The sequence below is a fragment of the Streptococcus vestibularis ATCC 49124 genome (assembly GCF_000188295.1).
In the GTDB taxonomy this organism is placed as follows: domain Bacteria; phylum Bacillota; class Bacilli; order Lactobacillales; family Streptococcaceae; genus Streptococcus; species Streptococcus vestibularis.
In genome coordinates, this window is the sequence record NZ_GL831119.1 from 1 (window position 1) to 1,447 (window position 1,447).

The 1,447-nt window shown below is 28.7% G+C and carries 1 protein-coding gene; it reads right to left on the reverse strand.

What is annotated here, in order from left to right; translation table 11 throughout:
• Positions 1–78: 78 nt before the first annotated feature.
• Positions 79–1,434 carry a hypothetical protein gene (locus HMPREF9425_RS08990; RefSeq protein WP_003098434.1) on the reverse strand — a complete coding sequence of 452 codons (1,356 nt, stop codon included), beginning with the start codon at positions 1,432–1,434 and terminating at the stop codon, positions 79–81.
• Positions 1,435–1,447: the final 13 nt, after the last annotated feature.

Below are 1,447 nucleotides of genomic sequence, written 5' to 3' on the forward strand. Positions count from 1 at the left end.
TGAAGAGTTATTTTTTCAAGAACCATGATATAATAAGAAATACTTGATAGATGGATTTAAAAATAGCTATCAAAATCACTAAAATAGTTCACTATCTAAATCATTTAATTGATTAATAATAATTTTATTTAAATCAATTTTATTGTTTTTCTTTTTTGAGCGAATAATTTGATTAAAAACAATATCTCTTTGATCAGTAGTGAATTCTTTTTGCTTTAATAAATGAATTTCTGTACAAGTTTCATTGATAAAACAACCCAACCCCAAAACTTTTGCAAATTCTAGCGAATCATGAAATAGTTTAAAAAGATGTAAAACTTGCCAACTTATCATTTTAGATAAGAAATATGTACTCTCATTTGAATCACGTTTCCGACTCTGTTTAATAAGATTTCGCTTTGTTCTAGCACTGTTGCTTGTACTTATAAAAGAAGTAGTATCTAAAAAGCAAAAGATGCCTTCGTCAATGGTGAGCGGTGAGAGTTTTTCAAGTGAGTTATTGAGTTGTCTTGATAAGAAAGCATCAATATAGTCATCTTTTCCTTTTTCTCTATTCAAACGACATAATTCTTGCTCAGTGATTTTGATTGACTCTCTAAGTAAGTCAATATATCTAAAAATGGAGCTGGTAAGAAGTTCCTCAAGAAAAATAATAATTTGTTTATCGGTTAGATCTTCTAATAATGCTGAACCAAATTCTTTTTTTATCTTTTGTTCATTCAGTGTTGTTTCATAGCGGTAGACTCTAAATTGCCGTTTTGAATTACGTTTAATATGTCTTCTGTGCTCAGCTTTTGCAGTCTTATCGTATAACACATGTTCCATATTTTTTCGTAGTCTTGAACTTAAAATGTGATGATCCTCTTTAGTTGAAGCCTTTTCATAAATTTTTTTATCAACTTGAGAGGCTTTAGAAAAACACTTGATGAATAAATTACGGGTTTGAAGATGAATGATTGAGTCGGTAGCAAAAGTAAAAGCAAGTTCTAACTTCATAAGACTGATTTTGTATGGAGTGATTAGTATTCCCATTTCAGACTCGAAAATTTTTAAAAGTTTTATAACCCGACTTTTTAAATGGTTGACTGAGATAGTTTCAGTATTAACATCTGGATGAATGAGTTGGAGACGACAATAGTAACTACTATGTTTCCTATAAAAATCCTGTCCGATTTCGAGTTTTCCAAATTCTTTTGAAGTTATTTGGATAAATTCGTAATTTCCACATTCTGATATCTTACATTTATTGTTTTTACTATTGTTAGTTTTTAAATATCTAGATAAAATATTATGATCAAACTCAAAGGTTCCACTAATTCTAATAGTTGTGCTATCAATGCCACAAAATGCTGATGTTGTTGAAAAACATCTCTTCATTATCTTTTCGTTACATTGTTGTATTTTATCTTTTTCACAAATAATTTTTTCTTGCATTTATTACCCCTTA